Here is a 16207-nt window from a genome sequence, read left to right as displayed (position 1 = left end):
ACATTCCAGCGTTTCTTTATGTTGTTGAAGTTTGCTGTTTGAAGTCTTTATGAGCATAAATATTGCATAGGGTGCAGCTTGTTGCTGAATGAGTGAAGATTCGACTCACTTTCTCTGCTACTCGTTATCGATAGGTTTGGATTGAAAGCGCAGAGCGTACTGCCAAACAATTGATTGCACAGATTATCCGGGCACCGCCTGAAACTCTTTTGCCGTGAGATCGAAAGCAATGCCCACGATTCCCCTGCTGATTTGCGATGACTCCAACATGGCGCGCAAACAGCTCATGCGCGCCTTGCCCCCTGACTGGGGCGTGTCGGTTACAACCGCGACCAATGGGCACGAAGGCCTGGAGGCCATTCGGCTTGGGTTGGGGCAGGTGGTGTTACTTGACCTGACCATGCCGGACATGGACGGGTATCAGGCACTCGCAGCCATTCGCGAGGAAAACCTGCAGGCCAAGGTGATCGTGGTTTCCGGTGACGTTCAAGACGAAGCGGTGCGCCGGACGCGCGAGCTCGGTGCCTTGGCATTCCTGAAAAAGCCGGCAGACCCTCTCGAACTTCATCTCACGTTGCAACGGCTGGGCCTCATGGGCGAGCCGAGTGCGCCCAAGGTGCTGACACCGAAGGCCGAGCCGACCGCCATCAGCTTCCAGGACGCGTTCCGTGAGACGGTCAACGTCGCCATGGGGCGGGCCGCTGCTCTCCTGGCGAGGGTACTGGGCGTGTTCGTGCAACTGCCGGTGCCCAACGTCAACATTCTGGAGGTGGGCGAGCTGCACATGGCCTTGGCCGATGCACAGGGCAGCGAGCGCCTGACCGCGGTATGCCAGGGCTACATCGGCGGTGGAATTGCAGGCGAGGCATTGCTCCTGTTCCACGATTCCGAGATCGCCGACATGGCGCAGTTGATGAAGATCCGCGACAAGGATTACTCGGACATGGAAATGCTGCTGGACCTGTCGTCGATCCTCATCGGCGCGTGTCTCAGTGGTATCGCCGAGCAGATCGACATCGCATTCTCCCAAGGTCATCCTCAGGTACTCGGCGCCCACAGTGGTATCGAGGAACTGATCCGCATCAATCAGCAGCGCTGGAAGAAGACCCTCGCTGTCGAGATCAGCTACAGCCTGGAAGGGCACAACATTCATTTCGATTTGTTGATGTTGTTCACCGAGGACTCGGTAGAGCGGCTGTCAGGCAAACTCGCCTACCTGATGAGTTGATTCATGAACGATCGTATCGACATCAAAGAGCTGCACTGGCTGCTGACCATCACCCAAAGCATCGACGTCGGTGTGGTGGTGCTGGATCAGGAATACCGCGTACAGGTGTGGAACACCTTCATGGAAAACCGCTCGGGCGTGCTGCCGTATGAAGCGGCGAACCGTTCGTTCTTCGAGCTGTTTCCCGAGGTCCATCAGGAGTGGCTGAAAAAGAAGATCGACAGTGTGGTCACCCTCGGCACCCCGGCGTTCACGATTTGGGAACAGCGTCCTTACCTGGTGCGTTTCAAGAGCTACCAGCCGATCACCGGGCAACAGGACTTCATGTACCAGAACACCACGATGTTCCCGCTACGGGCCACCAGCGGTGAAGTGACGCACGTCTGCCTGGTCATCTATGACGTGACCGACGTGGCGACCAACCGGCTGCAACTGCAGGCCGCCAACCAGGAACTGCAGAAGCTGTCCAGCACCGATCGGTTGACGGGGCTCTACAACCGCGGGCACTGGGAGGAGGCGCTGCGCCTGGAATATGCGCGGCACGTGCGTTACGGCACTTCGGCGGCCTTGGTGATGTTCGACATCGACCACTTCAAACGCGTCAACGACACCTTTGGTCATCAAGGCGGTGACAAGGTGATTCAGCGCGTGGCCGACGTGATCCGTGAGCACGTTCGCGATTCCGACATCGCCGGGCGATACGGGGGGGAGGAGTACGCCGTGTTGCTGCCGGACACCGACAAATACGGTGGCGGGATGTTCGCCGAGCGCCTGCGGGTGGCGGTCGAGGCTCAGGAAATCCAGCATGAAGGCGAAACCATCCGGATCACCATCAGCTTGGGTGTCGCCGACATGACCTCCCCACTCTCGGAGCACAAGACCCTCATCGAATGGGCGGATCAGGCGTTATACGCCTCCAAGAAAAATGGACGGAATCGGGTATCGCTGCACGGCGCTGCCTGAGGCCAGGGGCAACGCGACAAGCGCGCCTATGAAACTTCCGCAAAGTCGCTCAGGACGTCGTCCCTCAGGGCAATGAACCGCGCGTCGCTGCTATTGCGCGGGCGGGGAAGGTCAATGTCGACGATACGCCGGATACGCCCCGGATGGGGTTGCATGACCACAACGCGATCGCCCAGGTAAACCGCTTCGTCCACATCATGGGTGACATGGACCATCGTGATCCTTTCCTGCTGCCAGATGTTCTGCAGTTCCCGCTGGAGTCGCGTGCGCGTCAGCGCATCGAGGGCGCCGAAGGGTTCGTCGAGCAGCAGGACGCTCGGGCGATTGACCAGCCCGCGCGCAATGGCCACGCGTTGCGCCATGCCGCCGGAGATCTGGTGCGGGTAGGACGCCGTAAAGTCCTGAAGGCCGACCAGGTGAATGTGTTCCCGAACTGTGTCGCGCTTTTGCGCAGGGGACAGTGGCGCGTTTTTCAGGCCCACGGCGACGTTCTGTTCAACGGTCAGCCAAGGGAACAGGCGGTGGTCCTGAAACACGATGCCACGCTCAAGCCCGGTGCCTTTGATCGGTTTCTCGTCCAGCAGAATCCGCCCTTCGTTCGTTTCCTCCAGGCCCAGAATCAGCCGCAGCAACGTTGACTTGCCACAGCCGCTGGCACCGACGATGGTGATGAATTCTCCCGGGGCGATGTCCAGTTGAATGTTGTCGAGCACGTGCAACTGAGTGTCCCCGCCCGCGTTGACGAAGCGTTTGCTGACGTGCTCCAGGCGCAGGCCATTGCCGTGCTGCGCAGGAAGAGAAAGCTGGGGGGTGGCCGTCATGGTAATTCCCTTGTGCAAAATCGTTAACGAGGTGTGATGCCATAAAGCCGTTGCAGGCGTCGCTCCAGTCGGCGTGCCAGCACATTCAGCGCCCAGCCCACCAGCCCGATGATCACCATGCCGAACAGCACCAGGTCCATCATGAAATGTTCGCTGCCATCGATCAGTGTGTTACCGATCCCGTCGCCGGATACCAGCAGGTATTCCGCGCCGATGGTGGCCAGCCAGGAATACACCAGCGCCAGGTAGATGCCGGTGAAAATCGAAGGCAGTGCGGCGGGCAGCATGACGCCGAAGATAGTCTGCCAGCGGCTGAAGCCATACACCCTCGCGACCTCCAGAAAGGCATTGGGGACATTGCGCAAACCGTCGCAGGTGTTCACCACCACGGGCACCAGCGCGGCCAGCGACAGAAAGACGACCTTCGCCACATCCCCCAAGCCGAACCACACCGAGATCAGTGGAATCCACGCAAAAAGGGATATCTGTTTGAAGGTATTGAAGCTCGGGCCGACGAGCCGCTCGAAACGCCGCGAGATACCCAGCAGACAGCCAAGGATGAGACCAAGCACAGTGCCAATGAAAAAGCCGCTGAGGTTGCGCGCCAGGCTCGACGAGATAGCCCGCCAGAATTGCCCCGAGGTCACTTGGTCCCAAGCGGTGAGGGCGACCTTCTGCGGGGCCACCAGCAGGCCCGAATCGCTCCAGCCCTGGCTTGCCGCGAGCCACCACACTGCGACGCCGACGACGGGCAGTACCCAGCCGCGATAACGATGCGGGCGAGAGACCTGTATGAGTGTTGCGCTGGTCATATGAGCCTCCCCGACGTAATGGGTCGCCCTTTGTTGAGACGACGTTCCATGGCTTCGAAGCCGCGGTCGATCAGCAGCCCGACGGTTCCGACCACCACCACGGCCGCCATCACCAAATCCAGCTGGAACAACTGACGCCCATACGCGATCAGGTAACCCAGGCCTTCACTGGACGCGAGCAACTCGACCACCACCAGTGAGAGCCAGGCCTTGGTGAAACCGAGCCGCAGGCCGGTGAAAATCGGGGCCACCGCTGACGGTATAACGATGTCGGTGACGATCTGACGCTGGCTGAAACCGTAGGCGCGACCGACTTCCAGCAGACGCTTGGGCACCTGATGGAAGGCTTGCAAGGTGCAGAGCGTGACAGGCACCAGCGCTGCGTGGGCGATGAGCACATATTTCAACGGTTCGCCGATGCCGAACAGCAGCAGCGCGAATGGCATCCAGCCCAGGACCGGGATTTGCACCAAGGCGTTGAACGTCGGCAGCACATAGTCCTCGACCGTCTTCGACAGCCCCATGACCAAACCCAGAAGCACGCCAAGCCCCGAGCCGATCAGGAAGCCCACCAGCACCCGTTGCAGGCTGGCTGAAGCGTTCAGCCACAGGTCGCCAGTGGTCACCAGGTCGACCAGCGTCTGATAGACATAGGCGGGCGGCGGCAGCACCTGCTCCGACAACCAGCCTCTCTCGGCGCCCAGGTACCAGAGCCCGAGCAACGTGACCGGCAGCAGCCACGGCAAGGCGGCGTTCAACGCAGTGTACCGCCAAGGTGATCGAAGACCCTCGCGGACCACGAGCCGTCGGGGCGCACGGGAGGGAAAGTTGGGCAGTCGCTCCACCGGCGCGAGCGCTTTGGTCGAGGGCTCTCGTCGATCAAGTGCGGTGGCATTGGCTCTGGCCATGGCGTCAGCCTCCGTTATTGACGGCTTTGTCCGACGACGCCGTGGCGGTGTTGCCGGTGGATTTGCCATCCGCGCCGTAGGCCGTCCAGTAATGCTGCAAGCCTTTGGACTTCAATGCGTTATCCAGGTATTTGGTCTCGAACCAGCCATCGATGCTCACCGGGCGGCGAATCATCTTTTCATCCCGGGCTTGATCGGCCACCGCCTGGTAACGCCCGCGCAGGAAGTCATCCACCAGTGGCGAGGCACTGTCGCGCAGAGCGATGTGGCTGAAATCGGCCTTGAGCGAGGCAACCGGCTCGTTGGTTTTGGCCCACTCATTGAGCACGGCGTCCCGGTTGCTTTCCTCTGATTCCCACTTGGCGGCTTCCACCAGTGTATCGACGACTTTCTGCACGTTGGCGGAATGCTCTCTTTCGTATTCCCCACGAACCAACAGGGCGCACTGTCGGGTGTATCGGACATCGTTGGTCGGGTTGTCGAAAATGATGTCGGCCAGCCCTTGGTCGCGCAGTTTGAACAGTTCGCGCCCGCCGAACGCGGCGTCCACACCCTTGGAAACCAGCGCCGCCTGGCTGCTGCCACTGTCGAGGTTGATCACTTTCAGGTCGCGCTCGGTCAGGCCGTGGTCCGCCAGCAAGTTGATCGAAACCAGATGCCCGTTGGTGCCCCGGAACACAGCGACTTTCTTGCCCTTGAGATCTTCGATGGTTTTGATATCGGAACCTTTCGGCACGGCCAGGTAAACGTTCGAGCGCACGCCAATGGCGGCCAGCAGCTTGGTGTCCAGGCCGTTGGCGCGGCCCACCACTTGCGGCAGGTCACCCTCGTAGGCGAAATCCAGCTGCTTGTTCGACAGCGCCTCGTTGACGGCAGGGCCAGCACCCTTGAAGAAGAACCACTGGATTTCGGTCCCCGTGCCCTCGAAGGCTTTTTCCAGTAATTGTTGATTGCGCACGATGCCCAGCGGTGAGCCACTGAAGGTCACGGGGTCGCCGCCGCCTGCACTGGCCACGCCGATGCGCAGTACATCGGCTTGAACCAAGGGCATCATCAGCAGCGCCGCCAGTGCGGTAGCTACGCTTGTTTTGCTGAATACAGATGTTCGCTTGGCCTTTGCCATGACGGTGCTTCCTTGAACGAGGGGGGGTTAGGGAATCAGGCAGCCAAGTGTTTTTTATCGGCTTCTGTTCGTGGAGAAAGGGTTTCAGGTGTGGGCTTGATTGCCTGGCTGAAACGCCCATCGACGCCCACTGGAATGTCACCGGCAACGGTGGTGCGGCGTACGATGCGTTGCGCCTGGCCGTAATCGTTGATGGCGATGTGTTGGGTCGCCCGGTTATCCCAGATGGCGACATCCCCCTCGCTCCAGCGCCAGCGCACGGTATTGTCGATTTGAGTGATGCGATCGTGGAACAGGCGGATCAGTTGCTTGGAGTCGTTACTGCTGACGCCCAGGATGTGCTTCACGAAGTGGCCGAGAATCAGGCTGCGCTCGCCGGTTTCCGGGTGCACGCGCACCAGTGGATGCTCGGTTTCGTACACCTGCGCGGTGAACTGCTCGCGATAGCGTTTCAGGCCAGCCTCGCCGGTGTCCTTTGGCGCTGCGTAGTCGTAGAGGTTGGTGTGCAATGCACGCAAGCTGTCGGCCAGGGTTTTCAACGGGGCGGGAAGGTCAGCGTATGCAGCGGCGGTGTTGGCCCATACCGTGTCGCCGCCATAAGGCGGGATGACCACGCCGCGCAGGATGGAGATTTTCGGGTAATTGGCGACGAAGGTGACGTCGGTGTGCCAGGAATTGGCGCGGGTTTCCCGGGAATCGAGGTTCAGGATGGCAGCACTTTGTTCGGCTGAGGGAACAGTCGGATGGGGCACTTGTTCGCCAAAGCGGCGGGAGAAGTTTTCGTGCTGTTCGTCGGTGAGGAATTGATCGCGGAAAAACAGCACCTTGTGTTTCAGCAGTGCCTGGTGGATGAAGTCGAAGTCTTGCTCGGAAATGTCGCCGGAGAGTTTGATGCCGCTCAACTCGGCACCGATTTTCCCTGCCACGGGTTTGATCTGAATGGCCATGCCTGAACCCCTGTTTTTAGGTTGGTGTGGCTCAGATCATAAAGATATAAATCCGCTGAACGCTAATCACGATTTGTCATAAATATAGAAGAGTAGTTTATGCAGGAAATTTATGAAGATAACCGGATTACATAAGGTTATTCAAAATTCTATTTTGTAGTTTTCAGCGGATTGGAGAGCGCTTGCGCGGGACAGATACCGTGATTGAGCTCGACCATTCCGGCATGTCTGGATCCACCAGGTGTTGTTTAAAACGCGCCCTGAGGCGAGCGCAATCCCCATTCTAGTGGCCCGATCACCCACCGAAATGGGATTCCGCCATGCCTTCGACGCCAGGTCTCAGCGCAAATACACCGCCGGCCAGTGGCTGGTCGCTGATGTCCCCTCCCGGCCGGATGGACGTCACGAACAATGTGCTCAGATCGCGCCCCCCAAAGGCGCACATCGCGGGTTTTTTCACGGGCACGGACAATGAACGATCCAGTTTGCCGGCAGGGGTGAAGCGATGGATCAGGCCGGCGTCATTGCCGCAAATCCAGTAGCAGCCGTCAGCGTCCACCGCAGCGCCGTCCGGGCGGCCCGGGTAGTGATTCATGTCCACGAACAGGCGGCGATTGTGAGGGGTGCCGCTATCGATGTCGTAATCGAACGCCCAGATGCGCTGCACGGAGGGGTGGGAGTCGGAGAGGTACATCACGCGCCCATCGGGGCTGAAGCCCAGTCCGTTGGGCACCAGCATGTCGCAGAGGGCAGGGCGAAGCGGCTCTCGCTGATCCTCGGTGTAGCGGTAGAGCGAGCCGACGGCGCTGGCCGCAGCCATGTCCATCGCCATGGTGCCCGCCCAGAATCTGCCTTGACGGTCACAACGTCCGTCGTTGAAGCGCATGTTTGCTTGCGGATGCGCAACGTGGGTCAAACAGTCTGACGCAAGCGTGCCATCGTCGTTGGGGTGAATGCGGTACAGCCCATCTTCCATGCCTGCCAGCCAACTGCCATCGCCTTGGCTCGCAATGCAGGCGAGCATGTTCGGGGCTGTCCAGGTGCCGGCGCGCCCATCGCTGATTCGCCAGCGGTGCAAACGCCCGGCAGGAATGTCGACCCAGTAAAGTGCCTGTTCCTGGACATGCCACACCGGGCTTTCACCTGTTGCGTTACGCGCGTCGAGAATCAACTCAGCCTGCATGAGGGTTCATCCGTAGAGGAAAGAGTGCCTGCGGCACAGGCACTCAGTCGTCGCCAAACGGCCCCGCCGCAACGAATGCGCCCCCTTGGTACACCATCGCCGGATCATCGGCGGCAGGTGCAGGTTGCGCTTCGACCTTTGCGCGAAACTGTTCGGAGCTGTCTTTGGGCTGGTAATCCAGATGGCTGGCCAGGCGATTGTCCCACCACACTGTCCGATTGTTCGAAGCGCCATACACCACGGTATGCCCGACATTGGGCGTGAACAGGCCGCGTTCGATCAGTTGGGTGAGGTCGTCATAACTCAACCAACTGCTGAGCATGCGACGGTTTTGCGCTTCAGGGAATGACGAGCCGATACGGATGCTGACGGTCTCGATGCCATACCGGTCGAAGTAGAAACTGGCCATGTCCTCGCCGTACGACTTGGACAGCCCGTAGTAGCTGTCGGGCCGCTTCACCGCAGCGGCGTCGAGTGTCTGATCCTGGCGATAGAAGCCGATGACATGGTTAGAGCTGGCGAAGATGACGCGCTTGACGCCATGACGTCTAGCGGCTTCGTAGATGTGGTAAACGCCGCAGATGTTCGGGCCGAGAATGTCCTCGAACGCGTGCTCCGTGGACACCCCTCCGAAATGAACGATGGCGTCGACGCCCTCTACGAGTTGATCGACCGCGTTTTTGTCGGCCAGGTCGCAGACCCTGACCTCCTCATGAGGGCCATCCGAAGGGGCCATCTCGGCAATGTCGGATAAGCGAAGGGTACGCGCGTAAGGGCGCAGGCTCTCGCGCAGTACCTTACCGAGCCCGCCTGCCGCACCGGTCAGCAGAATGCAGTTGAAAGGGGAATGGGCGACGGATTCAGTCATGTAAGGGGCCCTGATATTGACGTTCTTGTAAGGGTGTTATCGGTTGTCGTATGACATGGGCTGGATTATCGGCAGCGGTTACGAAATTTGTCAACGCAGATGGCTACAGCCAGGGCCCGCCCCGAAACCCGGCAACTATCGAAGGAGATACCTCCTTGCCCGAGTCAACCGATATGTGGTCAGAGACGGCCTGTTGCGAACCCTAATATTCTCTGCTAATTTCAAAAATGTTAACGATGACATTTCCGCTTTAACAATAAAAACAACGGGATTTTTCGCTATGACAACTCGCCTCAGAAAAGGCTTTTCCTCTGTTTTGTGTTCTCTCGCCGTAGCTGTCGCGTGCGCCGGGTCTTTCTCCGTGCACGCCGCTGACGCCAAGACCGGGCCGCTGAAGATCGGTGCGTCTTTCCAAGAGATCAACAACCCCTATTTCGTCACCATGAAAAACGCCCTGCAGGACGCGACCGGCAGCATTGGTGCGACGCTGCTGGTCACCGACGCGCGGCATGACGTTTCCAAACAGATCAGCGATATCGAAGACATGCTGCAGAAGGGCATCGATATCCTGATCATCAACCCCACCGACTCGGTTGGCGTGCAGTCCGCCGTCAAGCAGGCCCACGACAAGGGTGTGGTCGTCGTGGCGGTCGACGCTCAGGCCGACGGTCCGCTGGACTCCTTCGTGGGGTCCAAGAACTACGATGCGGGCGTCGAGGCCTGTGAGTACCTGGCCAAGAACATCGGTGGCAAAGGCGACGTCGCGATCCTCGACGGTATTGCCGTGGTGCCGATCCTGGAGCGTGTCCGCGGTTGCAAGGACGCACTGGCCAAGCATCCCGACATCAAGATTGTCAGCATTCAGAACGGCAAACAGGAACGCGACCAGGCCCTCAGCGTGACCGAAAACATGCTGCAGGCGCAGCCAAACCTCAAGGGGCTGTTCAGCGTCAACGACAACGGCTCGCTTGGTGCGTTGGCCGCCATCGAATCCAGTGGCATGGACGTGAAGCTGACCAGCGTCGATGGCTCGCCTGAGGCGGTGAAGGAAATCCAGAAGCCGAACAGCAAGTTCATCGCCACCTCCGCCCAGTACCCACGCGATCAGGTGCGTCTGGCCCTTGGCGTGGCGCTGGCCAAAAAATGGGGCGCGCAAGTCCCGGCGACCCTTCCGGTCAACATCCTGCTGGTGGATCAGGCCAAGGCCAAAACCTTTTCCTGGTAAACGAAACGTCGCTGCTCGTCCGGTAAGGCGAGCGGTGCGGCTTCAGCCGAGCTGCGGTTTGACGAGGTGCCCATGAGCTGCCTTCTGCAACTGGAAAACATCTGTAAAAGCTACCCTGGCGTGCATGCGCTCAAGTCGATCAATCTGCAGGTCGAGCGGGGTGAGATCCACGCGCTGTTGGGCGAGAACGGCGCGGGTAAATCCACCCTGATGAAGATCCTCGCCGGTGTCGAACATCAGGACAAAGGCAGCATTCTCATCGATGGGGCCGAGCAGCATTTCGCAACGTACAACGAAGCCATCGCGGCCGGGATCGGCATCGTGTTCCAGGAGTTCAGCCTGATCCCTTACCTCACGGCCGTAGAGAACATCTTTCTTGGCCATGAGTGGGTCAATGGGCTGGGCTTGTTGCGCAAAAAGGACATGCGCGAAAAAGCCATCGCGCTGTTCGATCGGCTGGGGGTGAAGATCAACCTCGACTGCTCCGTTGAGCACCTGAGCGTCGCCGAGCAGCAATTCGTCGAAATCGCCAAGGCCCTTGCCCTGGATGCGCGCTTGCTGATTCTCGATGAGCCGACCGCCACGCTGACACCGTCCGAAGCCGATCTGCTGTTCGACATCATGCGTGAGCTGAAAAGCCAAGGTGTGGCGGTGATCTTCATTTCGCACCATCTGGAGGAAATCTTCCAAGTGTGCGACCGCATCAGCGTGCTACGTGACGGTGCCAACGTCGGGGCGTTGACCGTGGCCGACAGCGACATCGACACGCTGGTGGAGATGATGGTCGGGCGACGCCTCGAGGCCAGTTTCCCACCCAAGCCCAATAAGCCGCTGGGCGATGTGGTGCTGCAAGTCCGTGACATTCAACTGACGCGCAATGGCCCGCACAACCGCTTTGATTTGCACAAGGGCGAAATTCTCGGGTTTGCCGGCCTGGTCGGCTCAGGCCGGACGGAATTGGCCCTCGGGGTGATTGGCGCCTTGCCGGTGGTCACCAAGGACGTGGTGTTGCGTGGCCAGCCGGTCAACCTCAGCGACCCTGCGCATTCGCTCGCCAATGGCATCGGCCTGTTGCCGGAAAGCCGCAAGAGCGAAGGGTTGATCGTCGATTTCAGTATTCGCGAGAACATCTCGCTGAACAACCTGGGCAAATACGAAGGCGCTGCGCACCTGCTCGACCGGAACAAGGAAGACGCCACCACGGCGGCGCTGATGAAGCAGCTGTCGATCAAGGCGCCGACCTGTGAAAGCCGCGTCATCAACCTCAGCGGTGGCAATCAGCAGAAGGTGGTGATCGCGCGCTGGATCAATCACCACTGCGACATTCTGATCTTCGACGAACCGACACGAGGGATCGACGTCGGCGCCAAGGCAGAGATTTACAACCTGATGCGCAAACTCACCGAACAAGGCTTCGCGATCATCATGATCTCCTCGGAATTGCCGGAAATCATCGGCATGTGCGATCGCGTGGCGGTGTTCAACAAAGGCGCCATCGTCAACGTGCTGGAGTCATCGGCTATCAACCCGCAAGAAGTGATGCGCCATGCCACCGGGAGTCTGAACAGTGAACACGTCCATTAAATCCATGACCGCACAAACCGATCGCCCCAAGGCCAGCGCGAAATTCAATGTCGCCCAGTTGCTTCGCTCACCGGCGTTTTACCCCTTCGTCGGGCTGGTGGTGGTGACGATCTTCATGATCTTCGCCAGCGACAAATTTCTCACCGGTGCGAATCTGGAAAACATTGCCCGGCAGGTTTCGATCAACGCAATCATCGCCGTGGGCATGACGTGTGTGATTCTCACGGGCGGTATCGACCTGTCGGTGGGGCCGGTGATGGCCTTGTCCGGCACCTTGACCACTGGCCTGATGGTGGCAGGCGTACCGGCGCCGATCGCGATACTCATCGGGTTGCTCATCGGCGTGGGGTTCGGTGTGGGGAACGGGGTATTCGTCGCTTACCTGAAAATGCCCCCGATCATTGTCACCCTGGCCACCATGGGCATCGCTCGCGGCCTGGGCCTGATGTACACCGATGGCTATCCGATTTCCGGCATGCCGGACTGGTTCGCCTGGTTCGGTCGCGGCACGTTGTTCGGCATTCAGGTGCCGATCCTGATCATGCTGCTGACCTATCTCTTCGCCTGGGTGCTGCTTCAACACACCCGTATCGGGCGCTACGTCTACGCCATTGGCGGCAATGAAGAGGCGGTGCGCCTTTCAGGGGTGCGTGCGTCGCGTTTCAAGTTGCTGGTCTACTCGATCAGCGGCCTCACTGCCGCGATTGCCGGGCTGGTGCTGTCCTCGCGGTTGATGAGTGGCCAGCCCAACGCCGGGGTCGGCTTCGAGCTGGACGCTATCGCAGCGGTGGTGCTCGGTGGCGCGTCCATCGCCGGTGGGCGCGGCGTGATCATCGGCACGCTCGTGGGAGCCATGTTGCTGGGGGTGCTCAACAACGGCCTGAACATGCTGGGCGTGTCGCCCTACGTACAGAGCGTCATCAAGGGCGGAATCATCCTGCTGGCGATTTTCATCAGTCGGCAGCGGCACAAATAGAGATGGAACAACAACGTATGTAGGAGCGCGCTTGCCCGCGATGGCAGCGGGCCGAAGGCGGTGCTGTCAACGGCAGAGCGCGATCGCGGGCAAGCGCGCTCCTACGGGTCATCAAACATCCTCAACAGGTGAACCGACATGGAACAAAACACAACGAACACCATGCAAGCTGTCGTCTGCCACGCGCCGAAAGACTACCGTCTGGAGCGCATCGGCAAGCCGGTGGCCCGTGCAAACGAACTGGTGATTCGCATCGGCGCGTGTGGCATCTGTGCCAGCGACTGCAAATGTCACTCCGGCGCGGCCATGTTCTGGGGCGGCGAAAGCCCCTGGGTCAAGGCACCGGTGGTGCCGGGCCACGAATTCTTCGGTTATGTGGACTCCATCGGCGAGGGCGCCGAAGAGCACTTCGGCGTGAAGGTCGGCGACAAAGTGATCGCCGAGCAGATCGTCCCCTGCGAAAAGTGCAAATTCTGCAAGTCCGGGAAGTACTGGATGTGTGAGGTGCACAACATCTTCGGTTTCCAGAAGGACGTCGCCGAAGGCGGGATGGCTCAGTACATGCGTATTCCGAAAACTGCCATCGTGCACAAGATCCCGGAATCCGTGTCGCTGGAGGACTCGGCGCTGATCGAACCCATGGCCTGCTCGATTCACACGGTCAACCGCGGCGACGTGCAACTCGACGATGTGCTGGTGATCGCTGGCGCAGGGACGCTGGGCCTGTGCATGGTGCAGGTAGCCGCCCTCAAAACGCCGAAAAAGCTTGTGGTCATCGACATGGTCGATGAGCGTCTGGAGCTGGCGAAGAAGTTCGGTGCTGACGTGGTGATCAACCCTAGCCGTGACAATGCCAAAGAAATCATCAACGGCCTCACCGACGGTTATGGCTGCGACGTCTACATCGAAACCACTGGGGTGCCGGTGGGCGTGACGCAGGGCCTGGACCTGATTCGCAAGTTGGGCCGTTTCGTCGAGTTCAGCGTGTTTGGTGCCGAAACCAGCGCCGACTGGTCCATCATCGGCGACCGCAAGGAGCTGGATGTGCGCGGCGCTCACCTGGGGCCGTATTGCTATCCGATCGCTATCGACCTGTTCGAGCGCGGCCTGGTGACCTCCAAGGGTATCGTCACCCATGACTTCGGCCTGGATGACTTCGCCGAAGCGTTCGAGCTGGCGAATTCGACTCGGTCGATCAAGGTGCTGCTCAAGCCGGTCACTGGGGCCTGACGGACAGCCCGGCGCCTGTGGCTGATCCCCTAACAAGAGAGCGGGTGAAGATGGAATACGTCATCGGGGTCGACATCGGCACCCAGAGCACCAAGGCATTGCTGGTCGATGCCGAGGGGCGAATCGTCGCGCAGCACAGCCACGCGTATAAGGTCGATACGCCCAAGCCGCGTTGGGCCGAGCAGTGGCCGCAAGTCTGGCTCGATGCGGTGGAGGTGTGCGTCGCGGCTTGCATGGCTAAAAGCCAGGTGCCGAAGGACCGTGTCAAATCGCTCTGTGTCAGCAGCCTGTACGGCGGTTCCGGCATTGCGGTGGATGCGCAGATCACGCCGCTCTACCCCTGCCTGATCTGGATGGATCGGCGCGCCGAAGCGCAGGTGGAGTGGGTTCGGGCTCACGTGGATCTTGAGCGCCTGTACGCGATTACCGGGAACGGGGTGGACAGTTATTACGGCTTCACCAAGATGCTCTGGCTCAAGGAACAACAGCCGAACGTTTGGGCGGATACCCGCTACCTATTGCCACCCAACAGCTACATCAACTATTGCCTCACCGGTGAGTTGGCGGTGGACCACAGTTCGGCGGGCAATATCGGCGGTGTCTACGATATCGAGGCCAGGCGTTGGTCGGTCGAGATGCTGGATGCGCTGGGCATTCCCAGGGCGATGATGCCCGAGCGGCTGGTGCATTCCGGTGATGTCGTCGCTGGGTTGCTGCCGGAATGGGCCGAGCGCCTTGGACTGAAGGCCGGAACTCCTTTGCTCGGCGGTGGGGTCGATGCGGCCATGGCGACCTTCGCCGCAGGTGTCACAGAGGCGGGTAACCATGTCGCAATGATCGGCACCAGCATGTGTTGGGGCTACCTCAATCAGCAGGTCGATGCGCGTCACGGGCTGGTGAGTTTTCCCCACGTCTTCAATGGCGCGAGCGATCTTTACATTTTTGGCGGTGCAATCACCGCCGGGGCGTCCGTCAGTTGGTTTCGCGAGCAGTTCTGCCAGGCTGAAGAAAACCAAAGCCGCGAGACGGGCGAAGACAGCCACGCCATTCTGGAACGTGCCGCCACGAAGATTCCGGCGGGCAGCGACGGGGTGTTGTTCCAGCCATACCTGATGGGTGAACGCAGTCCGGTCTGGGACGCGAAAGCCAGTGGCAGTTTTGTCGGCCTCAACCTGTATCACACCCGGACTCATCTCTACCGTGCGGTGCTCGAAGGCGTCACCTACGCGCTGCGCCACAACATCGAAGCGGGCACCAAAGGCGCGCGGTCGCTGGATCCCCGTTTGATTGTTGTCGGCGGCGCGAGTCACTCGGACCTGTGGATGCAGATCATCGCCGACGTTACCCAATTTCCCGTGTACACCATCGTTCAGGAGGTCGAGGCAGCACTCGGTGCGGCGCTTCTCGCGGCCCACGCGGTAGGGCTGGTCGACGAAGCCCAAGTGCACAAAGGCTGGGTGCAACTGGAGCGCCGAGCCGAACCTCGAGCCGAAAACGTTGCCGTCTACTCGCGGTTGTTCGCCGATTACGTGGCGCTTTACCCGGCGCTCAAACCCATCATGCATCGTCTACAGGGAGCGTGAATGTGAGTAACGTCCGTTTTGACTTCAGCGGCCAGCGGTTGCTGGTCACCGGCGCCAGCAGTGGCATCGGCTGGGAGGTCGTTCAGCAGTTGTTGGCCGGCGGCGCGGAGGTGTACGGGATGGGCCGTGATCCGGCCGCCTTGCAGAAACTGGAAGGGCAGGGTTGCCGGGTCCTGCGGGTGGACATGGCGGATCAGGCGCAACTGAGCGCTTCGCTCGATGATCTGCCCACGATGCACGGGTTGGTCAATTGCGCTGGCATTTCCATTCTGGAAGCTGCCACCGAGGTCAGCGCACTGGCGTTCGACCAGGTCATGGCGGTCAACGTCCGTGCCTCGGCGCTGGTTGCCGCGCAGGTGGCGAAAGCCATGATCAGGGACGGGGTGAAAGGCAGCATCGTCAACGTTTCGAGTCAGGCCTCTCTGGTGGCGCTGGACGACCACCTGAGTTACTGCGCGTCGAAAGGTGCGATGGATGCCATGACGCGGGTGCAATGCGGCGAGTGGGGCCGGTACGGGATACGTGTCAACAGCGTCAATCCCACGGTTACCCTCACCCCCATGGCGCAGATGGCCTGGAGCGAGCCGAGCAAGCGCGACCCGGCGCTGGCGGCCATTCCATTGGGCCGTTTCGCTGAAACAGCGGAAGTGGCGGCACCGATTCTGTTTCTGCTGAGCGAGGCGGCCTCGATGATCAGTGGGGTCACGCTGCCCATCGATGGGGGTTACACCAGTCGATAACCTTGTGGAGCTGCCC

Annotated in this window: 15 protein-coding genes; 8 read left to right on the top strand and 7 right to left on the bottom strand. The window is 60.2% G+C overall.

What is annotated here, in order from left to right:
* The first annotated feature begins 229 nt into the window (after positions 1-229).
* Positions 230-1228: a response regulator gene (locus DBP26_RS15110; RefSeq protein ID WP_108237955.1), complete on the top strand. Its 999-nt coding sequence runs from the start codon at positions 230-232 to the stop codon at positions 1226-1228.
* 3 nt (positions 1229-1231) lie between these two features.
* Positions 1232-2191, top strand: a complete 960-nt coding sequence (locus DBP26_RS15105; protein WP_108237956.1) for a sensor domain-containing diguanylate cyclase — start codon at positions 1232-1234, stop codon at positions 2189-2191.
* Between the two features lie 26 nt (positions 2192-2217).
* On the opposite strand, the gene DBP26_RS15100 is transcribed toward DBP26_RS15105, so the two are convergent.
* The 7 genes from DBP26_RS15100 to DBP26_RS15070 form a co-directional block, all read right to left on the bottom strand.
* Complete coding sequence (locus DBP26_RS15100; RefSeq protein ID WP_108237957.1) at positions 2218-3012, bottom strand: ABC transporter ATP-binding protein; 795 nt, start codon at positions 3010-3012, stop codon at positions 2218-2220.
* Positions 3013-3035: 23 nt separating this feature from the next.
* Positions 3036-3824, bottom strand: a complete 789-nt coding sequence (locus tag DBP26_RS15095; protein ID WP_108237958.1) for an ABC transporter permease — start codon at positions 3822-3824, stop codon at positions 3036-3038.
* On the bottom strand, positions 3821-4732 hold the full coding sequence (locus DBP26_RS15090) for an ABC transporter permease (protein ID WP_108237959.1): 912 nt from the start codon (positions 4730-4732) through the stop codon (positions 3821-3823). The genes DBP26_RS15095 and DBP26_RS15090 overlap by 4 nt, the downstream gene beginning before the upstream one ends.
* A gap of 4 nt (positions 4733-4736) precedes the next feature.
* Positions 4737-5855: an ABC transporter substrate-binding protein gene (locus DBP26_RS15085; RefSeq protein ID WP_108237960.1), complete on the bottom strand. Its 1119-nt coding sequence runs from the start codon at positions 5853-5855 to the stop codon at positions 4737-4739.
* A 35-nt stretch (positions 5856-5890) separates the two neighbouring features.
* Positions 5891-6802: a TauD/TfdA family dioxygenase gene (locus tag DBP26_RS15080; protein WP_108237961.1), complete on the bottom strand. Its 912-nt coding sequence runs from the start codon at positions 6800-6802 to the stop codon at positions 5891-5893.
* A 295-nt stretch (positions 6803-7097) separates the two neighbouring features.
* Positions 7098-7985: an SMP-30/gluconolactonase/LRE family protein gene (locus tag DBP26_RS15075; protein WP_108237962.1), complete on the bottom strand. Its 888-nt coding sequence runs from the start codon at positions 7983-7985 to the stop codon at positions 7098-7100.
* Between the two features lie 43 nt (positions 7986-8028).
* Positions 8029-8853, bottom strand: a complete 825-nt coding sequence (locus DBP26_RS15070; protein ID WP_108237963.1) for an NAD(P)-dependent oxidoreductase — start codon at positions 8851-8853, stop codon at positions 8029-8031.
* A 280-nt stretch (positions 8854-9133) separates the two neighbouring features.
* Here DBP26_RS15070 and DBP26_RS15065 point away from each other — a divergent pair, with 280 nt between their 5' ends.
* The 6 genes from DBP26_RS15065 to DBP26_RS15040 all read left to right on the top strand — a co-directional run bounded on the left by DBP26_RS15065 (position 9134) and on the right by DBP26_RS15040 (position 16191).
* Positions 9134-10078 carry a substrate-binding domain-containing protein gene (locus tag DBP26_RS15065; RefSeq protein ID WP_108237964.1) on the top strand — a complete coding sequence of 315 codons (945 nt, stop codon included), beginning with the start codon at positions 9134-9136 and terminating at the stop codon, positions 10076-10078.
* Between the two features lie 72 nt (positions 10079-10150).
* Positions 10151-11662 carry a sugar ABC transporter ATP-binding protein gene (locus DBP26_RS15060; RefSeq protein ID WP_108237965.1) on the top strand — a complete coding sequence of 504 codons (1512 nt, stop codon included), beginning with the start codon at positions 10151-10153 and terminating at the stop codon, positions 11660-11662.
* A gap of 4 nt (positions 11663-11666) precedes the next feature.
* Positions 11667-12638: a ribose ABC transporter permease gene (locus tag DBP26_RS15055; protein WP_108237966.1), complete on the top strand. Its 972-nt coding sequence runs from the start codon at positions 11667-11669 to the stop codon at positions 12636-12638.
* 138 nt (positions 12639-12776) lie between these two features.
* Entirely contained in the window at positions 12777-13868 is a 1092-nt protein-coding gene (locus DBP26_RS15050; protein WP_108237967.1) for an alcohol dehydrogenase catalytic domain-containing protein, read from the top strand.
* Positions 13869-13918: 50 nt separating this feature from the next.
* Positions 13919-15451, top strand: a complete 1533-nt coding sequence (locus DBP26_RS15045) for an FGGY-family carbohydrate kinase (RefSeq protein WP_108237968.1) — start codon at positions 13919-13921, stop codon at positions 15449-15451.
* Between the two features lie 2 nt (positions 15452-15453).
* Positions 15454-16191 (top strand): SDR family oxidoreductase, encoded by a 738-nt coding sequence (locus tag DBP26_RS15040; RefSeq protein WP_108237969.1) that lies wholly within the window; start codon positions 15454-15456, stop codon positions 16189-16191.
* The last annotated feature ends 16 nt before the right edge of the window (positions 16192-16207 follow it).

Source organism: Pseudomonas sp. RIT409 (assembly GCF_003052515.2).
Taxonomy (GTDB): Bacteria; Pseudomonadota; Gammaproteobacteria; order Pseudomonadales; family Pseudomonadaceae; genus Aquipseudomonas.
Note: the sequence above shows the minus strand (reverse complement) of the source record. Positions and strands in the feature narration are given on the sequence as shown.